The sequence below is a fragment of the Microbispora sp. H10949 genome, from assembly GCF_014161435.1.
GTDB classification, from domain to species: Bacteria; Actinomycetota; Actinomycetes; order Streptosporangiales; family Streptosporangiaceae; genus Microbispora; species Microbispora triticiradicis.
In genome coordinates this window covers 97527-117792 of record NZ_JABBWZ010000017.1, presented here as the reverse complement: position 1 = coordinate 117792, position 20266 = coordinate 97527, and the positions used below count along the sequence as shown (strand labels likewise).

Annotated in this window: 21 protein-coding genes and 1 riboswitch; of the genes, 9 read left to right on the top strand and 12 right to left on the bottom strand. The window is 71.3% G+C overall.

Annotated features, from left to right (window positions below; genetic code table 11):
- The first annotated feature begins 7 nt into the window (after window positions 1-7).
- Window positions 8-2053, top strand: coding sequence for a molybdopterin-containing oxidoreductase family protein (locus HHX40_RS33290; protein WP_182883747.1), 2046 nt, complete (start codon window positions 8-10; stop codon window positions 2051-2053).
- Window positions 2054-2143: 90 nt separating this feature from the next.
- A complete protein-coding gene (locus HHX40_RS33285; protein ID WP_117409649.1) occupies window positions 2144-2593 on the top strand; it encodes a hypothetical protein in 450 nt (149 codons plus the stop codon).
- A gap of 3 nt (window positions 2594-2596) precedes the next feature.
- On the opposite strand, the gene HHX40_RS33280 is transcribed toward HHX40_RS33285, so the two are convergent.
- Window positions 2597-2974, bottom strand: coding sequence for a VOC family protein (locus HHX40_RS33280; protein WP_117409648.1), 378 nt, complete (start codon window positions 2972-2974; stop codon window positions 2597-2599).
- Window positions 2975-3015: 41 nt separating this feature from the next.
- Entirely contained in the window at window positions 3016-3261 is a 246-nt protein-coding gene (locus HHX40_RS33275) for a CBU_0592 family membrane protein (RefSeq protein ID WP_117409647.1), read from the bottom strand.
- A 5-nt stretch (window positions 3262-3266) separates the two neighbouring features.
- A riboswitch (guanidine-III (ykkC-III) riboswitch) is annotated at window positions 3267-3333 on the bottom strand.
- A gap of 150 nt (window positions 3334-3483) precedes the next feature.
- Between HHX40_RS33275 and HHX40_RS33270 the strand changes: the two genes are divergently transcribed.
- Complete coding sequence (locus tag HHX40_RS33270) at window positions 3484-5307, top strand: acyl-CoA dehydrogenase (protein WP_117409646.1); 1824 nt, start codon at window positions 3484-3486, stop codon at window positions 5305-5307.
- On the opposite strand, the gene HHX40_RS33265 is transcribed toward HHX40_RS33270, so the two are convergent.
- The 6 genes from HHX40_RS33265 to pdhA all read right to left on the bottom strand — a co-directional run bounded on the left by HHX40_RS33265 (window position 5304) and on the right by pdhA (window position 10705).
- Entirely contained in the window at window positions 5304-5456 is a 153-nt protein-coding gene (locus HHX40_RS33265) for a hypothetical protein (RefSeq protein ID WP_182883746.1), read from the bottom strand. The genes HHX40_RS33270 and HHX40_RS33265 overlap by 4 nt on opposite strands.
- Before the next feature lie 182 nt (window positions 5457-5638).
- A complete protein-coding gene (locus tag HHX40_RS33260; protein ID WP_182883745.1) occupies window positions 5639-5932 on the bottom strand; it encodes a Dabb family protein in 294 nt (97 codons plus the stop codon).
- A gap of 144 nt (window positions 5933-6076) precedes the next feature.
- A complete protein-coding gene (locus HHX40_RS33255) occupies window positions 6077-6976 on the bottom strand; it encodes a hypothetical protein (protein ID WP_182883744.1) in 900 nt (299 codons plus the stop codon).
- 257 nt (window positions 6977-7233) lie between these two features.
- The gene (locus tag HHX40_RS33250) at window positions 7234-8628 is read right to left on the bottom strand and encodes a dihydrolipoamide acetyltransferase family protein (protein ID WP_182883743.1); all 1395 of its coding nucleotides are present in this window, start codon (window positions 8626-8628) and stop codon (window positions 7234-7236) included.
- A 14-nt stretch (window positions 8629-8642) separates the two neighbouring features.
- Complete coding sequence (locus tag HHX40_RS33245) at window positions 8643-9617, bottom strand: alpha-ketoacid dehydrogenase subunit beta (protein WP_182883742.1); 975 nt, start codon at window positions 9615-9617, stop codon at window positions 8643-8645.
- Complete coding sequence (gene pdhA / locus HHX40_RS33240) at window positions 9614-10705, bottom strand: pyruvate dehydrogenase (acetyl-transferring) E1 component subunit alpha (protein WP_310738388.1); 1092 nt, start codon at window positions 10703-10705, stop codon at window positions 9614-9616. Before pdhA ends, HHX40_RS33245 begins: the two co-directional genes overlap by 4 nt.
- A 336-nt stretch (window positions 10706-11041) precedes the next feature.
- Here pdhA and purS point away from each other — a divergent pair, with 336 nt between their 5' ends.
- The 5 genes from purS to HHX40_RS33215 all read left to right on the top strand — a co-directional run bounded on the left by purS (window position 11042) and on the right by HHX40_RS33215 (window position 15969).
- Window positions 11042-11287, top strand: a complete 246-nt coding sequence (gene purS / locus HHX40_RS33235; protein WP_138461733.1) for a phosphoribosylformylglycinamidine synthase subunit PurS — start codon at window positions 11042-11044, stop codon at window positions 11285-11287.
- A 173-nt stretch (window positions 11288-11460) separates the two neighbouring features.
- The gene (locus tag HHX40_RS33230; protein WP_117409638.1) at window positions 11461-11910 is read left to right on the top strand and encodes an ATP-binding protein; all 450 of its coding nucleotides are present in this window, start codon (window positions 11461-11463) and stop codon (window positions 11908-11910) included.
- A 194-nt stretch (window positions 11911-12104) separates the two neighbouring features.
- Entirely contained in the window at window positions 12105-12788 is a 684-nt protein-coding gene (gene purQ, locus HHX40_RS33225; RefSeq protein WP_138461732.1) for a phosphoribosylformylglycinamidine synthase subunit PurQ, read from the top strand.
- Window positions 12788-15043 (top strand): phosphoribosylformylglycinamidine synthase subunit PurL, encoded by a 2256-nt coding sequence (gene purL, locus HHX40_RS33220; RefSeq protein ID WP_182883740.1) that lies wholly within the window; start codon window positions 12788-12790, stop codon window positions 15041-15043. The genes purQ and purL overlap by 1 nt, the downstream gene beginning before the upstream one ends.
- A gap of 416 nt (window positions 15044-15459) precedes the next feature.
- Window positions 15460-15969, top strand: a complete 510-nt coding sequence (locus HHX40_RS33215) for a DinB family protein (protein ID WP_259404142.1) — start codon at window positions 15460-15462, stop codon at window positions 15967-15969.
- A gap of 19 nt (window positions 15970-15988) precedes the next feature.
- Here HHX40_RS33215 and HHX40_RS33210 read toward each other — a convergent pair whose 3' ends face one another.
- Window positions 15989-16993 (bottom strand): right-handed parallel beta-helix repeat-containing protein, encoded by a 1005-nt coding sequence (locus HHX40_RS33210; RefSeq protein WP_220499882.1) that lies wholly within the window; start codon window positions 16991-16993, stop codon window positions 15989-15991.
- A 170-nt stretch (window positions 16994-17163) separates the two neighbouring features.
- Here HHX40_RS33210 and HHX40_RS33205 point away from each other — a divergent pair, with 170 nt between their 5' ends.
- Entirely contained in the window at window positions 17164-17409 is a 246-nt protein-coding gene (locus tag HHX40_RS33205; RefSeq protein ID WP_117409633.1) for a hypothetical protein, read from the top strand.
- A 7-nt stretch (window positions 17410-17416) separates the two neighbouring features.
- Here the strand turns inward: HHX40_RS33205 and HHX40_RS33200 are convergent, their stop codons facing one another.
- The 3 genes from HHX40_RS33200 to HHX40_RS33190 all read right to left on the bottom strand — a co-directional run bounded on the left by HHX40_RS33200 (window position 17417) and on the right by HHX40_RS33190 (window position 20261).
- Window positions 17417-18103 carry a class I SAM-dependent methyltransferase gene (locus HHX40_RS33200; RefSeq protein WP_182883737.1) on the bottom strand — a complete coding sequence of 229 codons (687 nt, stop codon included), beginning with the start codon at window positions 18101-18103 and terminating at the stop codon, window positions 17417-17419.
- Between the two features lie 254 nt (window positions 18104-18357).
- Window positions 18358-18951, bottom strand: coding sequence for a collagen-like protein (locus tag HHX40_RS33195; protein WP_220499881.1), 594 nt, complete (start codon window positions 18949-18951; stop codon window positions 18358-18360).
- A 353-nt stretch (window positions 18952-19304) separates the two neighbouring features.
- Entirely contained in the window at window positions 19305-20261 is a 957-nt protein-coding gene (locus HHX40_RS33190) for an NADP-dependent oxidoreductase (protein WP_182883736.1), read from the bottom strand.
- Window positions 20262-20266 lie beyond the last annotated feature (5 nt).

The window sequence follows — 20266 nt, the reverse complement described above, 5'->3', positions numbered from 1 at the left end:
CAAGGCCATGAGCACGTCGCTACCCATCCTGGGCGCCTGTCCGCTCGACTGCCCCGACACCTGCTCCTGGGTCGTGACCGTACGCGACGGCGAGGCCGCCGCGCTGCGCGGCAACCACGACCACCCCTACACGCGCGGAGCGCTGTGCGTGAAGGTGAACCGCTACCTGGAGCAGGTCCGCGCGGCGGACCGGATCCTCCATCCCCTGAAGCGGGTCGGGCCCAAGGGGTCCGGCCGGTTCGAGCGCGTCCCCCTGGACCAGGCGCTGGCGGAGATCGCGGCGCGGCTGACGTCGATCGTCGAGGAGCACGGCGGCGAGGCGATCTGGCCGTACCAGGGCACCGGGACGCTCGGGTATATCCAGGGCGAGTCGGGACAGGCCGGGCGGCGGTTCTGGAACGTCCTCGGCGCGTCCCGGCACGACCTCAACATCTGCGCGCGGGCGGGCAACGACGGCCTGCGCTACGTCAACGGCACCCCCGGCGGCATGGACCCCGAGACGTTCGCCCTGTCCCGGCTGATCCTGCTGTGGGGCACCAACACGCTCACCAGCGGGCACCACATGTGGAAGTTCGTCCAGGACGCCCGCGCCGCCGGAGCCCACGTCGTCGCGATCGACCCCGTCCGCACGCGCACGGCCGACCAGGCGGACGAGCACCTGCCGATCCGGCCCGGCACGGACGCCGCGCTCGCGCTCGGCCTGCTGCACGTCGTGCTGGAGGAGGGCGCCGAGGACCGGGCGTACATCGAGGAGCACACGACCGGCTGGGACGAGTTCGAGGCGGAGATCCGCAGGCATCCCCCGGCGCTCGTCGCGGAGATCACCGGGCTGCCCGAGGAGCGGATCAGGGCCCTCGGCATGCGGCTCGCGCACACGCGGCCGACCGGCATCCGGGCCACGATGGGCATCCAGCGGCACGAGGGCGGCGGGACCGCGATGCGGACGATCGCCTGCATCCCGGGCGTGACCGGCGACTGGCGGCACCCCGGCGGCGGGGTGGCCTACTCCACCTCGGCGTACGCGCCCACTGGGCCCGACCCCCGCGACGACCTGCTCCCCCACCCGGTGCGCACGCTCACGATGACCCGGCTGGCCGACGGGCTGGACGAGTCGGTCAAGTGCCTGTGGGTCTACGCGGCCAACCCCCTCGGCTCGACCTCCGACCAGAACCGGATCAGGGCGGCGCTGGCGCGGGAGGACCTGTTCACGGTGGTGATGGAGCAGTTCCCGACCGACACGGCGGACTACGCCGACTACGTGCTGCCCGCGACGATGCAGATCGAGCACCTGGACGTGCATCACGGCTACGGCCACATGTACATGGTGTGGAACGAGCCCGCCGTCGCGCCGCCGGGCGAGTGCCTGTCCACGACCGAGACGTTCCGCCGGCTCGCCCGGCAGATGGGCCTGACCGAGCCGTCCCTGTACGACACCGACCTCGAACTCGCCGAGCAGACGCTCGCCCAGGCCGGGATCACGCTGGAGGAGATCCGCAAGCAGGGCTGGGCGCGGCTTCCGGCGGCCGACCCGTTCGTGCCGTTCACGGAGGGCTTCCCGACCCCGAGCGGCCGGCTGGAGTTCGCCTCCGAGCGGGCCGAGGCGGCCGGGCTGCCGCGCGTCGCGGGTTACGTGCCGTCGCTGACGGCCCGTACGGCTCCCGCCGACCGGCCCCACCCGCTCGTCCTGGTCACGCCGGCGTCGCACACGTTCCTGAACACGACGTTCGGCAACAACCCGGAGCTGCGCAGGCGGTCGAAGGGCCCGCGGGTGCTGGTCAACCCGGCCGACGCGGCGCCGCGCGGCCTCGTGGACGGGCAGGCCGCCCGTGTCTTCAACGGGAACGGGGAGTTCCGGGCGTACGTGGAGGTCAGTGACCGGGTCGCGGCGGGGGTGGTCGCGGCGCCGAAGGGCCACTGGCCGAAGCACGCGGCCGGGGCCAACCCCAACGCGGTGGTGGACGAACGCGACGCCGACATGGGCCGGGGCGCGGTCTACCACGACAACTTCGTCGACGTCGCCCCGCTCCCGGAGGGGGGCACCCTGGAGGGATAGGGGTGCCGGGGGACCTGACCAGGGGGCGTCAGGGGATGCTCAGGGACTTCCCCGATGCCGCCGGACCACCCGGGCAGGCACGCTGTAACCATGAACGAACTCACCCGAATGGACGAGATGTCCCTGGCCGGCGCGGCCCTGCGCGGCGCTCCCTGGCGTGCCGCGGCGACGGCCGGTGGGGCGGTCGCAGCCACGAGCTTCCTCCTGGGCGTCATCCTGCCCGGACCGGCGGACCTGACCTGGGCCCTGTGCTCGGGTATCACCCTGTTCGCCCTCGTCGCGGGGATCGGATCGATCTCCAAGCCGAACGTGGGCGACCGGGTGACCCGGCAGGCCCGCCACTGGGCGTTGCGGCACCCCTGGCGCTTCTCGCTCTACCCGGGGCTGGGCGCGGCGGCCCTGATGTATCCCGTGCAGCTCGTGATCGACCGCGAGGGCGTCTTCGGCGCGGGCTGGGACGCGCTGTGCGGGGGCCTGCTCGTGCTGCTGGTCACCGCCGTCTTCACGCTCTCCATGCGGAGCCGGGCCAAGGGCGCGTGAGTCTCAGGACTCCCGCTCCGCCGCGCTGCGGCACACGCAGAGTTCGTTGCCCTCGGGGTCGAGCAGCGTGACCCAGCCCGCCCCTTCGGGGGTGCGGTGGTCCTCGTACGGCTTGGCCCCGAGCGCGAGCAGCCGCTCGACCTGCTGGTCGCGGGTGCCGTCCCCGGTCGGGTTGACGTCGAGGTGGAGCCGGTTCTTGACCGTCTTGCCCTCGGGCACCCGGATGAAGAGCAGGTGCGGAGGACCGTCCGGGCGGTCCAGCATGACCTCGTCGTCCTCCGGTTCGGAGCCGACGAGCGGCCAGCCCAGGGCCTCGCTCCACCACTGGGCCAGCTCGTACGGCCGGGCGCAGTCGAAAGTCATCGTATGGATCTCAAGCATGCGCCCACCCAACCGCGACACCATCAAAGGTGTCAAGCCGGTTATGTGACCATCCGTCGCGGCCGGAGCGATCGGACGAGGCCGGCCGCGGAGACCACGGCCCACACCCCCTCAAGCAGCAGGAACCCCCAGTCGGCGTCCGCGTACGCGAGCCACGCGAGCACGGCGGAGCCGACGAGGTTGAGCGTGAGGTAGATCTTCGACCGGCCGTCCAGGACGTTCATCTGGGAGAGCAGGAAAGCGCCGAGGACGAGGACGGCGCCGGCGATCTGCAGAAGCTGGTTCATATCCCTTCGCCCGCCGTCTTCGCCGCTCCGGGTACGGCAGGCACCTCGTCCGGGAGGACCGCGAGTCGCGCCCCTCACAACCCCAACATATCCGTTGTGCGGGAGGATTCGCGCGATCTGTGGTGGAGGCCATGGATATGCCGGGTTACCGGCGGGTAGCATTCGGGCTAGAGTTACCGACCAGTACGTTACCCCCGGGTCTGGTTCTAGGAGCGCACACAGATGGGTCACTACAAGAGCAATCTCCGCGACCTGGAGTTCAACCTCTTCGAGGTGTTCGGGCGCAGGGAGATCCTCGGCGCCGGCCCCTTCGCCGAGGTCGACGAGGACACCGCCCGCAGCGTGCTGGACGAGGTGAACCGGCTCGCCACCGGGCCGATCGCCGACTCGTTCGAGGACGCCGACCGCCACCCGCCCGTCTTCGACCCGGCCACCCACGACGTGACCATGCCGGAGAGCTTCAAGCGGTCGTACCAGGCCTGGGTGGACGCCGAGTGGTGGCGCCTGGAGCTGCAGCCTGAACTGGGCGGCACACCCGCTCCGCGCAGCCTCGTGTGGGCGATGGCCGAGATGGTGCTCGGGGCCAACCCCGCCGTGTGGATGTTCGCCTGCGGCCCCGCCTTCGCCCGCCTGCTGTTCGAGCTCGGCACCCCCGAGCAGAAGCGGTTCGCCGAGATGGCCGTCGAGCGGCACTGGGGCGCGACGATGGTCCTGACCGAGCCCGACGCGGGCTCCGACGTCGGGGCCGGCCGTACGAAGGCGATCGCGCAGCCCGACGGCACCTGGCACATCGAGGGCGTGAAGCGCTTCATCACCAGCGCCGAGCACGACATGGCCGAGAACATCTTCCACCTCGTGCTGGCCCGCCCCGAGGGCGCCAAGCCCGGCACCAAGGGCCTGTCGATGTTCCTCGTGCCGAAGTACCTCGTCGACATCGAGACCGGCGAACTGGGCGAGCGCAACGGCGTCTACGTCACCAACGTCGAGAAGAAGATGGGCCTCAAGGTCTCCACGACGTGTGAGCTCACCCTCGGCGAGAAGCACCCCGCCATCGGCTACCTGGTCGGCGACACGCACGACGGCATCCGGCAGATGTTCATGGTCATCGAGCACGCCCGCATGATGGTGGGCGCCAAGGCCATCGCCACGCTCTCCACCGGCTACCTGAACGCGCTGGAGTTCGCGAAGAACCGCCTCCAGGGCGCCGACCTCACCCGCGCCGGCGACAAGACCGCGCCGCGCGTGCCGATCACCCACCACCCCGACGTACGCCGCGAGCTCATGCTGCAGAAGTCGTACGCCGAGGCCATGCGGGCGCTGGTGCTCTACACGGCGACGATCCAGGACCAGATCCAGATCGCGGAGTTCGAGGGCCGTCGCGACGAGGCCGCCGAGGCGCTGAACGACCTGCTGCTCCCGCTGGTCAAGGGTGTCGGCTCCGAGCGGTCGTACGAGCTGCTCGCGCGCTCGCTGCAGACGCTCGGCGGCTCGGGCTTCCTGCAGGACTACCCGATCGAGCAGTACATCCGCGACTCGAAGATCGACTCACTGTACGAGGGCACGACCGCGATCCAGGGCCAGGACCTGTTCTTCCGCAAGGTCCTGCGGAACCAGGGCGCGGCGCTCGGGTCGCTGCTCGGCGAGATCAAGGCGTTCGCCGCCTCCGAGGCGGGCAACGGACGGCTGAAGGTCGAGCGGGGGCTGCTCGACGAGGCGGCCGACGAGGTCAAGGCGATGGCCGACACGATGGCCGGATGGGCGATCGCCTCGATGGAGACGCCGCGGGAGGTCTACAAGGTCGGCCTCAACACGACCCGGTTCCTGATGGCGCTCGGCGACCTGGTCCTCGGCTGGCTGCTGCTGCGCCAGGCCGAGGTGGCGCTGAACGCGCTGTCCGTCTCGGAGCACGACAAGGACTTCTACACGGGCAAGATCGGGGCGGCCTCGTTCTTCGCCCAGACGATCCTGCCCCGCCTGGCCGCCGAGCGCCGCGTGCTCGCCGCCACCGGGCAGGACCTCATGGACCTGCCCGAGAGCTCCTTCTAGGAGGAGGCGGTCGCGTCGGTGTTGACGGTGGTGAGCAGTTCCTCCCGCTCGGGGGTGTTCTCCGGGCGGACGAAGCCGATGACCGTGAACAGCACCAGCGAGGTGGCCACCGGCGCGGCCGTCGCCACGGCGGTCGAGACGCCGCTCACGCCGTAGTTGGTGAGCCAGAACGCGACCAGGCCGGCCCGGGTCTCCCAGCCGCGCGTAGGAGTCGCTGTCTGTCACCGCCTGGCATCGGTGATCGTCCGGCAGGGCACGTGCGCGAACGGCGGGACGAGCGGCGACGCCCGCTCGCCCTCGGCCGTTCATGCCCGGGAAGCGTGAACCGGGGTCAGAGTGCGTACTGCACGGCCGCGCGGGCGGCGAGAATCTGCGCGATGCACTCCTCGATCACCGCCAGGTGAGCCGGGTGGTCCCGATAGACGATGTAGTCCTCCGGGGAGTCGAACTCGGCCGTCACGGCGAAGGAGAAGTTGCCCTGGTTGACGCCCGCGTCCAGGCCGATCTGGTAGGTCCGGATCTCGGGGATGATGCCCGGCAGCTCGTTCAGCCGCCTGGCCACCTCGGCGCGCTGCTCCTCGGTGGCGTCGTCGGTCCACTTCAGCAGCACGATGTGGCGGAACATGCACTCTCCCTGGGACGGGACGCACGCGGCCCGGTGGCCGCGCTCTTCACGGCGCTCATCCTCTCATCCCCCGTCCCCGGCGATCTCCAGCGCCCCTGCCGTCTCCGGCGTCCCGGCTTCTCCGGCTTCTCCACGGCGCGGGTGTCAGATCCAGTGGCACTCGACGGAGGCCCTCCTGCGCCGTGCCACGAGCCACTCGCCGAAGGCGGCCTCGCCCGCGGCGGCGAGCGTCTCCGGATCGTCCCGCGCCGCCCGGCGGTCCAGCACTACGCCGGTCAGATAACCGTCGCCGTACGGGACCGGGCCGACCAGCGCGTCGAGGCCCGCGTGGCGCAGCGGCAGGGGCAGCTCCCCGGCCCACCGCTCGCCCACCGTCACCACGGCCTGCTCGTAGCCGGTCAGGACGGAGACGCAGTGGAGCAGTTCGCCGTCCACCGGCTGGGAGCCCGTCACCCACAAGGCGCGTACGCGGTCGAAGTCGGAGCGGTGGGAGGCGAGGTGGCCCGGCCCGAGCTCGGCCTGTTTGCGCCGCCGGAAGCGGCGCCGCCGGGCGATCCCGGCGACGAGCGCCTCGAACTGCTCCCCCGACCACGGCGTCTCCGCCAGCCAGGCCAGCGTGGCGGCCCGGTCGTGCAGGCCGCGCCGGGCGCGGAGCTCCGCCACGGCCTCCCGCAGATCGCCGTCCTCCAGCGGCTCGTCGTCCTCCACGAGCTCACGCGGCGGGAGGCACCGCTCGGCGACCTCGTCCGGGCCGTCCGGCCGATGTCGCTCGCCTCGCGGCACCGACAGCGTCACCACCCCGCCCTCGGGATGGCGCAGCCGCAGGCCGTACCCGTCGCGGTCGCCCGGCACGAGGCGGGGGCAGGCACCGGGATGGCGGCCGGCCCACTCCTCGATCACCTTGCCCGCCTCGGCGAGAGGCGTGGCCCGACGGCTCAGGGCGCGCAGGATCTCCGCGCCCTCGGCGAGTACGACGGCGAACCCGGCGATCGCCGCCGCTCCCCCGTCTCGCGTCACGAGCGGGCCGTGGTCTCCACGAATCACGGTAGGGAGGCTAGGAACCCGTGCTTGAGTGTCACTGGTTCCGATCTTGCAGACGGCTTGTACGCCCCGAGCCGGCAGGCGTGACGTGCTCCTCCGGGGTCCACGAGCGGCGCAGTCACAAGCGACGCGGTCACGAGCGACGCAGTCACGAGCGGCGGGTGCGCGGAGCTCGCGCCCCGGCGTCCTCCGGAAGGCGACCGGCGGCGGAAGGGCCGGAGACCGCCATCGGTCTCCGGCCCTCCGGGGAATCGTGTGCGTCAGCTCCAGGCGAGCATGCGCAGAGGGTCCTCCAGCATGGCGCCGACGTCGCGCAGGACATGGGAGCCGAGTTCGCCGTCGACCACACGGTGGTCGAACGACAGCGCCAGCGTGGTCACCTTCCGGACGGCGAGCTGCCCGTCGACCACCCAGGGCATGTCCCTGATCTGGCCGACGGCGAGAATCGCCACCTCTCCCGGGTTCAGGATCGGCGTCCCGGCGTCGACGCCGAAGACCCCCACGTTGGTGATCGTGATCGTGCCGCCGCTCAGCTCGGCCGGCTGGCACCTGCCCGCCCGCGCCCGCTCGGTGAGCTCGCCGAGCGCCCGCGCGAGGTCGGGCAGCGACATCGCGTCGGCGTCCTTGACGTTCGGCACGATCAGCCCGCGGTCGGTGGCGGCGGCGATCCCGAGGTTCACGTAGTGCTTGACCACGATCTCCTCGCCGGTCCACGAGGCGTTCGCCATCGGGTGCCGCTTCACCGCCGTGATCAGCGCCTTCGCCACCAGGAGCAGCGGCGACACCTTGACCTCGGCGAACTCGGGCAGCGTCCGCAGCCGCCGCACGGCCTCCATCGTCCCGGTCACGTCGACCTGGAGCCACTCCGTCACGTGCGGAGCCGAGAACGCGCTGGCCACCATGGCCTGCGCGGTCGCCTTCCTGACCCCTCTGACCGGGATGTACTCCTCCCGCGCGGTCCCCGAGGCCGCGGAGGTTCCCGAGGCCGCCGGGACGGGCGCCGCCACCGCCGCCTCCACGTCGGCCCGGGTGATCGACCCCTGCGGGCCGGTGCCGGTGAGAGCCGTCAGGTCGACGCCGAGGTCCCTGGCGAGCTTGCGCACCGGCGGCTTCGCCAGCACGCGGGCCCCGGCGGAGGCCGGATGCCCGTTCCCGGGCACAGCGGGCGCGGAGGACGCAGCGGGCGGGGTGGCCGCGGCGCGGGTGGCCGGAGCAGGCGTGACCGAAACAGGAGGGGCCGAAACAGGCGCGGACGAGGCCGGTTTGCGGGGCCGGCGGCGGGTCGCGGACGTCTTCACGCCGTACCCCACGAGCACCGGCTGGCGCTTCTCCTTCTTCGGCTCGGCGCCGTCTCCCGCGCCCGGCACCAGGTCGTCGGCCAGCGCCTCCCGGCCGGCGTCGGCCGGGCCCTCGCCTTCGCCCGTACGGACCGAGATGATCGGGGCGCCGACGTCGACCGTCTGGCCCTCGTCGGCCATCAGGGCCGACACCGTGCCCTCGTACGGGCAGGGCAGCTCCACCACGGCCTTGGCCGTCTCGATCTCCACGATCGTCTGGTTGATCTTCACGGAGTCGCCCGGGGTGACGTGCCACCTGACGATCTCGGCCTCGGTCAGCCCCTCGCCCACGTCGGGGAGCCTGAACTCACGGAGCATCAGATCTCTCCCCTCTAGTAAGCGAACGAGCGGTCGACGGCGTCGAGCACCCGGTCGAGGTCGGGCAGGTAGTGCTCCTCCAGCCGGGACGGCGGGTACGGCGTGGAGAACCCGCCCACCCGCAGCACCGGGGATTCCAGGTGGTAGAAGCAGCGCTCGGTGACCCGCGCCGCGATCTCGGCCCCGAACCCGGTGAAGACCGGAGCCTCGTGGACGACCACGCAGCGGCCGGTCCGCGTCACCGACTCGGTCAGCACCTCGGCGTCCAGCGGGTTGAGCGAGCGCAGGTCGATCACCTCGATGTCCCGTCCGTCCTCCTCGGCCGCCGACGCGGCCTCCAGGCAGGTCTTCACCATCGGCCCATACGCCACGAGCGTGACGTCCCGGCCGGGCCGTACGACGCGGGCGCGGTCGAGCGGCAGGCCGGGGGCGGCGAGGTCCACCTCGGCCTTGTCCCAGTAACGGCGCTTGGGCTCGAAGAAGATGATCGGGTCGTCGCAGCGGACCGCGTCCTGGATCATGGTGTACGCGTCGGCGGGGTTGGAGCACGCGACCACTCGCAGGCCGGCGGTGTGGGTGAAGTACACCTCCGGCGATTCGGAGTGGTGCTCGACCGCCCCGATGCCGCCGCCGCAGGGAATGCGCACGACGACCGGCAGCTTCAGCGTGCCGAGCGACCGCAGCGGCATCTTGGCAAGCTGCGTGATGATCTGGTCGGCGGCCGGGAACACGAACCCGTCGAACTGGATCTCGCAGATGGGCCGGTAGCCGCGCAGGGCCAGGCCGATCGCCGTGCCGATGATCCCCGACTCGGCGAGCGGAGTGTCGATGACGCGGTCCTCGCCGAAGTCCTTCTGCAGGCCGTCGGTGACCCGGAAGACGCCGCCGAGCTTGCCGACGTCCTCTCCCATGAGGAGGACCTTGGGGTCGTCCTCCATCGAGCGGCGCAGTCCCTCGTTCAACGCCTTGGCGAGAGTCAGTGTGGTCATCGCTCGAATCCCGCCAGGTAGGTCAGATACTGCTCGCGCTCCTCGTCGAGGAGTGCGTGGGCGCCCGCGTACACGTGATCAAAGATAGCCCCGGGCGGCGGGTCGGGCAGCGCGAGGCACCGGTCGCGCACGTCCTTGCCGAGGGCGTCGGCCTCCGCGTCGACCTTCTCGAAGAACTCCTGGTCGGCGAGCTGGTTCTTGAACAGGTACGCCTTGACCCGCTCGATGGGGTCCTTCAGCTTCCAGGCCTCCAGCTCGTTCGCGAGGCGGTAGCGGGTGGGGTCGTCGGACGTGGTGTGCGCGCCCATCCGGTAGGTGAACGCCTCGATCAGGGTCGGGCCCTGCCCCTCGCGGGCGTTCCGCAGCGCGCGGCGGGTCACGGCCAGGCAGGCGAACACGTCGTTGCCGTCGACCCGGATGCCGGGGAAGCCGAAGCCCGAGGCCCTCTTGTAGAGGGGGATCTTCGACTGCTTCTCCAGCGGCTCGGAGATCGCCCACTGGTTGTTCTGGCAGAAGAACACGACCGGGGCGTTGAACACCGAGGCCCAGATGAAGGACTCGTTCACGTCGCCCTGGGAGGTCGCGCCGTCGCCGAAGTAGACGATCGCCGCGGACTCCCCGCCGTCGCGCTGGACGCCCATGGCGTACCCGACCGCGTGCAGGGTCTGGGAGCCGATGACGATCGTGTAGAGGTGGAAGTTGTGCTCGGCCGGGTTCCATCCGCCGTTGTTCACGCCGCGGAACAGCGCGAGCAGGTTGACCGGGTCGACGTCGCGGCACCAGGCCACGCCGTGCTCGCGGTAGGTGGGGAAGGCCATGTCGGCGCCGGTGAGCGCCCGGCCCGACCCGACCTGCGCGGCCTCCTGCCCGAGCAGGGACGCCCAGAGGCCGAGCTCGCCCTGTCGCTGGAGCGCGACGGCCTCCAGGTCGATGCGGCGGACGAGGACCAGGTCGCGGTAGAGGGAGCGGACCTCTTCGGCGGTCAGCTCGATGTCGTAGTCGGGATGCTCGACCCGCTCTCCCTCGGGGGTGAGCAGTTGGACGAGATCCGGGGGTGCGTCGGCACCGCGAGGGGCGTGGGCTGTCACATGCCACTCCTGTGCGTCTCGTGCCCGCCACTGGTGGGGTCGCCACCGCCGGAGGGCCGGGTAGGGTCGGCGGTCGGCCGCTGGGGGTGGGCGACCGGTCGCATATGCGGACATCGTGGCAGAAGTCACACCCCTTCGCGCAAGACCCCGCCTCCTGTCCACACTTCTCCGATTCCCGGGGCGTGAGGCGCCACACTCCTCCGCCGCGGCTCCGCCCGCCGCGTGGCCCGTCGCGAGCGCGTCGCCGGGCCGCCACTAGGCTTGACCGCGAAACGGACCCACCGAAACCGGCGGACCCCCCGAAACTGGCGGACCACTCGAAATTGGAGGCACATCGTGGCGCGCGTCATCGTCGACGTCATGCTCAAGCCGGAGATCCTCGACCCGCAGGGGCAGGCGATCGCCCGGGCGCTGCCGCGGCTCGGCTTCTCCGGGGTCTCCGAGGTGCGGCAGGGCAAGCGGTTCGAGCTGGAGCTGGACGGGCCCGCGGACGAGGCCGCCCTTTCGGAAGTCCGAAAGATGGCCGAAACCCTGCTGGCCAACACGGTGATCGAGGACTTCGCAATCCACGTCGCGGAGTGAAGTGGTGCATTTCACACCGCCGTGCCCCTAACTTCTCCCTCGTAAATGGGACATAGGTCGTCTTAAACCCACCCATGAGGCACGCCCCGAATAACAGGACCGTGATTTTGCGGTTAGCCCTGATTCAGTGGGGAAGCCTACCGTGGTGACCTTCGACACCGGGGAGGGGTCCGGTGGATATTGAGTTCTCGCTGGCCATGCCGAGGGATGCGATCGGCATCCCGATGGTCCGCCGCGTGGTGGGGAACGCGCTCAGGTCCCTCGGGGTGACCGAGGAGTGCGTGTCCGACATACTCCTGGCCACGTCCGAGGCATGCGCCAACGCTGTAAGGCACGGTGGACCAGCCAACCGTTACGAGGTCATGGCCACCATCGGCAACGGCCGATGTGAGCTGCGCGTCGCCGACGGCGGCGAGGGGCTGCACATGATTCCCCGGCAGCACCCGCCGGCCGAGACCGAGCACGGCCGTGGAATCCTGATCATGCGGGCCGTCGTGGACGACCTGTCCTTCGACATCACGCCCGGCCGCGGCACGACCGTGCGGCTGTGCAAGGAGCTCGACTGGGCCGAGGACGCCATCGCCCACCATCTCACTCTCGACCGCCACCTGGCCGGGGTCTGAGGACCCCGGCCACCGGCCGCGCCGGCCCAGAGCGCGGCACGGGTGGCTCATGACGCGCCCCGATCGGTTCGGGGCTCCGCGAGAGCGGCCGATTTGGCGGCTCCGATACTCTGAGGTGTACCGCCACTGACCGCCGTCCGGCACATGAGACGGTGGCGTCCGGCCTGGCGGCGATCCTTGGAGGGAACACAGTCATGAGCGCTGCCCGGGTGGGCGTCGTCACCTTCCCCGGAACACTCGACGACCAGGATGCCGCGCGAGCCGTACGGCTGGCCGGAGCGGAGGCGGTGCCGCTGTGGCACGCCGACCACGACCTCAAGGGCGTCGACGCCGTCTTCCTGCCCGGCGGGTTCTCCTACGGCGACTACCTTCGCTGCGGGGCGATCTCCCGGTTCTCCCCCCTCATGACCGAGCTGATCCCGGCCGCGCAGGCCGGGCTGCCCGTGCTCGGCACCTGCAACGGCTTCCAGATCCTCTGTGAGGCGCACCTGCTGCCGGGCGCGCTGACCCGCAACGAGGGCCTGCACTACATCTGCCGCGACCAGCGCATCCGCGTGGAGAGCACGCGTACGGCCTGGACCGCGGACTTCGCGGACGGCCAGGAGATCGTGCTGCCGATCAAGCACGGCGAGGGCCGCTACGTCGCCGACGCCGCCACGCTGGCGGCGCTGGAGGGCGAGGGCCGGGTGGTCTTCCGCTACGCCGGCGGCAACCCCAACGGCTCGCTCAACGACATCGCGGGGATCGCCAACGAGGCCGGGAACGTCGTCGGCCTCATGCCCCACCCCGAGCACGCGGTCGAGGACCTGACCGGCGCGCCGAGCGTGGACGGCCGCGGCTTCTTCACCTCGATCCTGAAGAGGCTGGTGAACGCGTGATGGCCCTCGACAGCGTGAAGCGCGCGCAGGAGACGCCCGAAGAGCGTCAGCCGTACGCCGAGCTGGGCATGAAGGACGACGAGTACCAGCGCGTACGGGAGATCCTCGGACGGCGGCCGACCGGCTCCGAGCTGGCGATCTACTCGGTGATGTGGAGCGAGCACTGCTCCTACAAGTCGTCGAAGGTCCACCTGCGGCAGTTCGGGACCAAGGCGCCCGAGTCGGAGGCCCTGCTCGTCGGCATGGGCGAGAACGCCGGCGTGGTCGACGTCGGCGACGGCTGGGCCGCCACCTTCAAGATCGAGTCGCACAACCACCCGTCGTACGTCGAGCCGCACCAGGGCGCCGCGACGGGCGTCGGCGGCATCGTGCGCGACATCATGTCGATGGGCGCCCGGCCGGTCGCGGTCATGGACTCGCTGCGCTTCGGCGGAGCCGACCAGCCCGACACCCGCCGGGTGCTGCCCGGGGTGGTGGAGGGCATCAGCCACTACGGCAACTGCCTCGGCCTGCCCAACATCGGCGGAGAGGTCGTCTTCGACCCCTGCTACATCGGCAACCCGCTCGTCAACGCCCTGTGCGTCGGCCTGCTGCGCAAGGACCAGATCAAGCTGGCCACCGCCCCCGGCCCCGGCAACAAGGTCGTGCTGTTCGGCGCGCGTACCGGCGCGGACGGCATCGGCGGCGCGTCGGTGCTCGCGTCGGCCACCTTCGAGGACGAGTCGCAGGCCAAGCGGCCCGCCGTACAGGTCGGCGACCCGTTCATGGAGAAGCTGCTGATCGAGTGCTGCCTGGAGCTCTACCAGGCGGACGTGGTCGTCGGCATCCAGGACCTCGGCGCGGCCGGGGTGTCCTGCGCGACCACCGAGCTGGCCGCCAAGGGCACCGGCGGCATGCGGGTGGACCTGAACCTCGTCCCGCTGCGCGATCCCTCGCTGCGGCCCGAGGAGATCCTGATGAGCGAGTCGCAGGAACGCATGATGGCGGTCGTCACGCCCGACGACATCCCGGCCTTCATGGCGATCTGCGACAAGTGGGACGTCCCGGCGACCGTGATCGGCGAGGTCACCGACTCCGGCAGGCTCGTCATGACGTGGGACGGCGAGGTCATCGTCGACATCCCGCCGGGCACGGCCGCCGACGAGGGCCCGGTCTACGAGCGCCCGTTCCACGAGCCCGCCGGGCAGGCGGCGCTCAACGCCGACGGCCCCGAGCGCCTGCCCCGGCCCGCGGACCTGCGCGAGACCCTGCTCACCCTGCTCGGCTCGCCCAACCTCGGGTCGAAGGAGTGGGTGACCTCCCAGTACGACCGGTACGTACGAGGCAACACCGTCCTGGCCCAGCCCGCCGACGCCGGCATGCTGCGGATCTCGGAGACGATGCCGGGGGCGGAGGAGACCACCCGGGGCATCGCGCTGGCGACCGACGGCAACGGCCGCTACGCCAGGCTCGATCCGTACAGCGGGGCGCAGCTCGCGCTGTCGGAGGCGTACCGGAACGTCGCCGTCACCGGCGCGAAGCCGCTCGCGGTCACCAACTGCCTCAACTTCGGCTCTCCGGAGGACCCCGAGGTCATGTGGCAGTTCTCGGAGGCCGTACGCGGGCTCGCCGACGCCTGCCGCACCCTCGGCGTGCCGGTCACCGGCGGGAACGTGTCGTTCTACAACCAGACCGGCTCGACCGCGATCAACCCGACACCCGTGATCGGCGTGCTGGGCGTGATCGACGACGTGGCGCGGCGGGTCAGGTCCGGCTTCCCGGAGGCCGGCCTGCGCGTGCTGCTGCTGGGCGAGACCCGCGAGGAGTTCGGCGGCTCGGAGTGGGCGCACGTGGTCCACGGCCACCTGGGCGGGCTGCCGCCCCAGGTGAACCTGGAGGCCGAGCGCGCCCTGGCCGCGGTGCTGGCCGAGGCGGCGGCCCGCGGGCTGCTGGAGGGCTCGCACGACCTCTCCGACGGCGGTCTCGCGATCGCCCTGGCCGAGGCGTGCCTCTCCCGTGGCGTCGGCTGCACGGTGACGCTGCCGGGCGAGGACGCGTTCACCGACCTGTTCAGCGAGTCGGCCGCGCGTGCGCTGGTGTGCGTCCGCCCGGACGCGTTCGACGCGTTCGCCGAGCTGTGCGCCCGGCACGAGGTGCCCTGCTCCGGGCTCGGCCTCACCGGCGGCGACGCGCTCGTGGTCGAGGGCGTGCTCGACGTCCCGGTCGCCGAGCTTCGCGAGGCCCACACCTCGGCCCTGCCCCGCGTCTTCGGCTGATCGTCTGTCCGAGGGCCCTTCCGGACGACCCCGTCCGGAAGGGCCCTCGGCCTTCCGTGGTGGGGAGTCGGACTCGGGACGTATCGCCGTCTTCGAGTCCTCCGGATCGCGATGGCGCGGCTGATCAACAAGTACGGGGGGCCCACGACTCACGCGGCTTTCCTCGACCACCTTCACACCACCACGAGCACCGGCGGCTTCAGCCTTGTCTCTCTCACTCCCGGGGATTTGAATCGCATGGCCGAACTGGTGCGCGGTTATCCAGCCCTGCGCCTCGATCCGGCCGTGAACTCACCACGTCAGGGTCCTTGCGTCGCGGCGGGGAAAACGGCTGGCGAGCGGAGTGCTCGGGGGCCACCATGGGCACGGTGAACGACCAGCCCCAACGATGGACTCAGGCGACCGTATATCGAGACATGTGGGTGGATCCGGCTGACGATCCCCGCGAGAACAACGAAGTCAGCCCGGAAGGCGAACTGGCGACGCTGCGGGAGTACCTGAGGAACTACCGGCTGACCCTGCTGATGAAGTGCGAGGGGCTCAGCGCGGAGCAGCTGGCCCGCCGGTCGGTGCCGCCGTCGACCATGTCGCTGCTCGGCCTGCTCCGGCACCTCGCCGAGGCGGAGCGGGACTGGCGCGGCTGGATCCTTCCCGGTGGCCCGCCGCCGAAGCTGTACGGCCCGGGTGGCGACTTCGACGGAGCGCTCGCCGACCAGGCGGTGGTCGACGCCGCGTACGCCGACCTCGCCCGTGAGCAGGAGGCCACCGACGCCGCGCTGGCCGAGCACCAGGATCTGAGCGTGCGTCTGGGGAAGGACGCCATCGCCGTCCGCGACCTGCTGGTGCACCGGATCGAGGAGTACGCCCGGCACTGCGGCCACGCGGACCTGCTGCGGGAGTGCGTCGACGGCCGCGTGGGCCAGTGAGGCACATCGCCCGGGGGCGTCAGGAACACCTGCCGTTCTTGAGCAGACGGCCGCCGACCGCCTTGTTGTCGCAGGTGATTCTGTTTCCGCCTACGGTGTCGTTGATGCCGACACCGGCGGCGCCGTCGAGATAGAGGGTGTTCCTGCGGAAGACGTTGCCGGTGCCCCAGCCGTCGACGATCTCGTGGGTCTGGAAGCCGTCGGCGGGGGTGTTCCTGCCGACGTTGCCCTCGATCAGGTAGCCGTTGCCCTTGACGTCGACCCACGAGTCGGCGGTCGCGGCGACGAGCGCCGACCCGTCGAAGACGTTGCCGACGATGCGGCCCCCGCGGGTGCCCTCCTTGACGTCCACCGCCTCGGCCCTGGACCGGATGACGTTCCCGCGGACCAGGTTCCGGTCGCTCCGGTCCATCCGCCCGCCGGAGTACCGATCCCAGTTGGACTTCGCCGAGCCGAGGTAGACGCCCTCGCCGAACTCCGCGCGACGCAGGCCGGTGTTGTCGATCCGGTTGTACTGGACGATGTTGCCGCTGCTGAAGGCACGCAGATGGACGGCCTCGTCGCCGATGTCGCGGACGGTGAGGCCCTGGATGACCGAGCCCCGGGTTCCGTCCGCCATGACGCCCTTCTGGCTGTTCCTGACGGTGAAGCCCACCAGGCGCCAGTAACCGGCCCGGTCGAGGTGGAAGCCGTACCCCTTGCCGACGCCGCCGCCGTCCAGCACCGCCGCGGCGGGGCCGCACAGGTAGATCGGCTTCTTCGGCGTGCCGGAGTGCCGGGCGACGAACCTGCCCCGGTAGGTGCCGGGCCGCAGCCGGATGACGTCGCCCGCACGTGCCGACCTGAGCGCCTCGTGCAGCTCACCGGCGCTGCCGACGGTCCTGGTCGGCTTCGGGCAGCGGATCGCGCCCGTCCCGGTCGGCACGGACATCGCGGGTGCGGCGGTGGCCGCGGCCGCCGGCCACGCCACGGCGGGGACGACCAGGGGTACGACGAAGGCGCCGACGAGCGTGGCGTTTCTCATGAGACGTCTTTCCGTCCGATTGCGCAGTCGACCACAAAGGGTGCGAGGTGGTGCAAAGCTACACCGTTCCATAGTCGGTGTCCCGGGACCATCGTGATCAGACGGCCTATCCGGGGCGGGAGCGCGTAAAGTCACTCCGGTGATCGTCGCCTCCGGCAGAGGAGAAGACAGTGTGGCTTGACGCGGAACTGAGTCCCCGGTCTCTTCACGACCCGGAGGACTTCACCGCTCTCAAGGTGACGGCCCGGCGCGAGGACCATGTCTGGCTCACCCGGGAGGACATCATCCGCCTGGCCGGTGACCAGGGCCGGGACCCGGAGTGGCGGGACAGGCTCGACCGGATGCTGGAGTACGCCGCCTCCAAGGGCTGGGTCGACGACGCCGGGGCCGTACGGGCCCACGTGGAGTGGACCTGACCCTTCGTCACGACCCGGACGGCGGGCCGGCGGCGGCCACCGGCTTGCGGGCGACGAGGTAGGCCTGGGGGGTCCGTTCGGACTCGCCGCGTTCGCAGAGCAGGCGGGCGATCACGGGGATTCCCGCGTCGGCCAGCAGCCGGGTCAGGTGATCCGGCGAGACGCGGTGGAAGTCGAGCCCGACCTGGTGCCCGAACGCCTCCGCGAGGTGGAACGGCTCGTCGCCGACCTGGCCGACCTGGAAGGCGAGCAGGAGATGACCGCCGGGCGCCAGCACCCGGTGGAACTCGGCCAGCACCGCCGGATGATCCTCCGGCGGCGTGTGGATGATCGAATACCAGGCGACCACGCCGCTCAGGGACTCGTCGGCGATGTCCAGGGCCGCGAGGCGGCCTTCCTCGAACCGGATGTGCGGGTGCTCCTGACGGGCTACCGCGATCATGCCCGGTGACAGGTCGACGCCGGAGACGTCGAGGCCGAGCGCGTGCAGGTGCGCCGTGATCCGGCCCGTTCCGCACCCGGCCTCGACCACCGGGCCCGGGAGGTCCGACGTCCGCACGAGCTCGGCGTACGTGGCGAGCATCGCGCGTTCGAAGGGCTTGCCGGCCAGCGAGTGCCGGGCGAAGTCGACGTAGTCTCCGGCCATCGCGTCGTACGCCGCCCGGGCGACCCGGACGTAGGAGGGCTCGATCATGACCGGCCACCCTAGTACCCGGAGTCGGCGACCGCCTTCCGGGGCTACGAGGGCCGCGCGTGTGCCTGTCGCGCGGCCTCCGGGAGCGGCGGAGTCGAAAGCAGGCCGGAAACGCGCGAAGACCCCTCCGGTAACCCCTCCGGAAGGGCCTTCGCGGTGCCGTACGCCAACGCCTCGTCGCGTACGGCAGGCATATGTGGAGCGCCGTACGGTGGAGCCCCCACGGACTCCACCCTTCCGGCGGCGTGGCTGACTCAGACGCCGACGCAGATGACGTACATGGTGCCCTTGGTGCCGACGGACCCCTTGACCTCCCAGCCGGTCGGCTTGCCTCCGGTGATGATCGGGCCGTTGGTGGTGACCTCACCGACGATGTTGGTGCCGCGGTAGCCGCCGCCGGTCGCATAGGTCCCGCTGTCGCAGCTCAGGCTCTTGGAGCCGCCGCCGAGGCCGAAGCTGAACTCGGCCGACTTGTACGAGACGCCGGCGACGCCGTCCTTGCCGTCCTTGCCGTCCTTGCCGTCGTCACCCTTGGGGCCCTGCAGACCACGCGGGCCCTGCTCGCCGGCCTTGCCGTCGTCGCCCTTGGGGCCCTGCGCGCCGGTCTCGCCCTTCGGGCCCTGCGCGCCCGTGTCACCCTTGGGGCCCTGAAGGCCACGCGGGCCCTGCAGACCCCTCGGACCCTGCAGACCACGCGGGCCCTGGGGACCCTGCGCACCCGTGCCGCCGATCCCCGCCGGACCCTGCGGCCCCTGCGGACCCGCCTGGTTCCACGACACCTTGTACTCGGTCGCCTTGCACTTGGTCGTCACCCCGACCAGACGCATGTACCGCGTCGACTTGTTCACACACGCGTAGTACGCGCCACCACTCGCCGACGAGGCCGTCGCCGCCCCACCCAGAACCAGAACCGACCCCACCAGAGCACCAGCCGTCACAAGGCCGATGGTCCGACCGCCCGGCAACTTGATAGCCACGGGACTTCCCTTTCTGCGGCACACGAGGTGCTTGGATCACAAGAGGTACGAGTGATACACGTGCGAAAGAAAGGGATGGTTGACGGCACAAACATCACGTATGCGCATCAAGGCCGCGAGTCAGGCCGCACAGTCAGATTTGTCCGCGGCTCTCAGTAGGCGGGAGGCCGTTCCCTCCTGATCGGTGACGACGACACCGCGTCCATCGTCGCGACGGCCTTGATCTAGATGTCGATGACGATCTTGCCGTGCACGTGCCGGCCCGCCTGGAGCTCGGCCGCGCGGCGGATCTGCTCGACCGGGAAGCTCGCCGCGACAGGCACCCGCAGCCGGCCCGCCGCGACCAGGGCGGCGACCTCTTCCAGGGCGCCGGGGGCGGCGTTCGCGCCGTTGGCCGTCGGCACGCCGTCGACCTGCGCGGCGATGGTGCAGATGCGGCCGTCCGGGACGCCGAGTTCCCTCGCCGCGTGCGCCGTCTCCGTCCCGTACAGATCGACGGCGGCGGTGACACCGCCGGGAGCGAGGGCGCGAACCCGGTCGGCCAGGCCGTCGCCGTACGCGACCGGCTCGGCTCCGAGATCGCGCAGGAAATCGGATGATGTCGCCGATCCCGTCCCGATCACGCGCGCTCCCGCGATCCGGGCCAGCTGGACGGCGAACACCCCGACCCCGCCCGCCGCGCCGCCGATCAGCACCGTGTCGTCCGGGCCGGGGCCGACCACGGCGAGGGCGGCGGATGCCGTGCGGCCGGCGATCGTGAGGGTGGCGGCGGTGCGGTCGTCGACGCCGTCCGGAGTGTGATGGGCCTCGTTCGCCGCGCTCCCCCCGGCCGTGTCGATCACCACGAAGTCGGCGACCGCGCGGGACAGGGCGCCCCCGAACACCCGGTCGCCGGGCGCGAAGCCGGTCACCCCGTCACCGACCTGGTCGACCAGTCCCGCGTAGTCGGTCCCGAATCCGGCCGGGAGGCTCAGGCCGAACCGGGCGGCGGTGTCCGCGTCGGCGGTCATGATCCAGTCCATCGGGTTCAGACCGGCCGCGGTGACCCGCACGCGGATCTGTCCCGGGCCGGCCTGCGGAGCGGGAACCTCACGGATGTCCAGGACTTCGGGGCCGCCGAACGAATCGAGCCGGACCGCCCTGCTCCTGCCCGCCGGCGGTTGATCGCTCTGTTCCTGCATGTACG

What these genes read in the sequence shown, in the direction of transcription:
- HHX40_RS33275 (WP_117409647.1), bottom strand. Translation starts at nt 3,261, where the DNA reads ATGAACCAGCTTCTGCAGATCGCCGGCGCCGTCCTCGTCCTCGGCGCT.
- purL (WP_182883740.1), top strand. Translation starts at nt 12,788, where the DNA reads ATGGCCCTCGACAGCGTGAAGCGCGCGCAGGAGACGCCCGAAGAGCGT.
- HHX40_RS33215 (WP_259404142.1), top strand. Translation starts at nt 15,460, where the DNA reads ATGTGGGTGGATCCGGCTGACGATCCCCGCGAGAACAACGAAGTCAGC.
- HHX40_RS33200 (WP_182883737.1), bottom strand. Translation starts at nt 18,103, where the DNA reads ATGATCGAGCCCTCCTACGTCCGGGTCGCCCGGGCGGCGTACGACGCG.
- HHX40_RS33260 (WP_182883745.1), bottom strand. Translation starts at nt 5,932, where the DNA reads ATGTTCCGCCACATCGTGCTGCTGAAGTGGACCGACGACGCCACCGAG.
- HHX40_RS33285 (WP_117409649.1), top strand. Translation starts at nt 2,144, where the DNA reads ATGAACGAACTCACCCGAATGGACGAGATGTCCCTGGCCGGCGCGGCC.
- HHX40_RS33270 (WP_117409646.1), top strand. Translation starts at nt 3,484, where the DNA reads ATGGGTCACTACAAGAGCAATCTCCGCGACCTGGAGTTCAACCTCTTC.
- HHX40_RS33280 (WP_117409648.1), bottom strand. Translation starts at nt 2,974, where the DNA reads ATGCTTGAGATCCATACGATGACTTTCGACTGCGCCCGGCCGTACGAG.
- HHX40_RS33210 (WP_220499882.1), bottom strand. Translation starts at nt 16,993, where the DNA reads ATGAGAAACGCCACGCTCGTCGGCGCCTTCGTCGTACCCCTGGTCGTC.
- HHX40_RS33250 (WP_182883743.1), bottom strand. Translation starts at nt 8,628, where the DNA reads ATGCTCCGTGAGTTCAGGCTCCCCGACGTGGGCGAGGGGCTGACCGAG.
- purQ (WP_138461732.1), top strand. Translation starts at nt 12,105, where the DNA reads ATGAGCGCTGCCCGGGTGGGCGTCGTCACCTTCCCCGGAACACTCGAC.
- HHX40_RS33290 (WP_182883747.1), top strand. Translation starts at nt 8, where the DNA reads ATGAGCACGTCGCTACCCATCCTGGGCGCCTGTCCGCTCGACTGCCCC.
- HHX40_RS33245 (WP_182883742.1), bottom strand. Translation starts at nt 9,617, where the DNA reads ATGACCACACTGACTCTCGCCAAGGCGTTGAACGAGGGACTGCGCCGC.
- HHX40_RS33190 (WP_182883736.1), bottom strand. Translation starts at nt 20,261, where the DNA reads ATGCAGGAACAGAGCGATCAACCGCCGGCGGGCAGGAGCAGGGCGGTC.